1 protein-coding gene is annotated in these 838 nt (G+C 44.6%); it reads left to right on the top strand.

Translation table 11 applies throughout. The features are described from left to right. Positions 1-785 (top strand): M48 family metallopeptidase (locus A3729_RS07800; RefSeq protein WP_197475675.1); only part of this gene is annotated, 785 nt, incomplete at its 5' end. Between the last annotated feature and the right edge of the window lie 53 nt (positions 786-838).

The raw sequence follows: 838 nt of genomic DNA, 5'->3' as shown, positions 1-838 counted from the left end.
CTGGCGTTCATTATGAAGTATCTCTTGAGCGCTCAAGTTTCCTAATGGTTCACAACGAACAGCAAGACGAGATGCTAAACAGACTCGCTGAATTGAGAAAGAAACCTGGAGCAAGCCCTCTTAAGTTATGGCTACTGGAAGTTAAATTACTATCTAGTGCAGGTGAAACAGACCGCATGAATGCCTCACTCAACGCCGCCATTCAAGCATTCCCCGAAGATGACCAGCTACTCTACGCTCGAGCAATGAATCGAGAAGCAGACGATGATTTGGCAGGAATGGAGCAAGATCTAAGAAAGCTAATAGAACTGAACCCGAACAATGCGATTGCTATCAATGCACTTGGCTACACCTTGGCCGACCGAACCGATCGTACTCAAGAAGCATTTGAACTAATTCAAAAAGCTTTAGCGCTCAAGCCGAATAACCCCGCCATTTTAGATAGCATGGGCTGGGTACTATATCGACTTAAGCAAAATAAAGAAGCATTGGTATTCTTGTTCAAGGCCTTTCAACAATTCCAGGATGGAGAAGTCGCAGCACACTTGGGTGAAGTTCTTTGGTCTCTAAATCAAACAACAGAGGCTCGAGATGTTTGGAGCAATGTTCTTCGGAAGTATCCTGAACACGAAGTACTTCTTGAGACCATCAACAGACTCGACCCTGAATTACTAATTATAATTGAGAATCCGCCCACGGAAGATGAACAAGCTACTAACAAAGAAACCAGCTCAGCTTCAACTCCCGAAACCGAGCAAGTAACACCCGAAGCGCCCAAAGAATAGTTTGTAATGATAGCTCTAGGCATTTCAAGTAAAACGAGCACTCACCTCACCCG

It is taken from the genome of Oleiphilus sp. HI0043, assembly GCF_001634935.1.
This window is presented reverse-complemented; position numbering and strand designations above follow the sequence as displayed.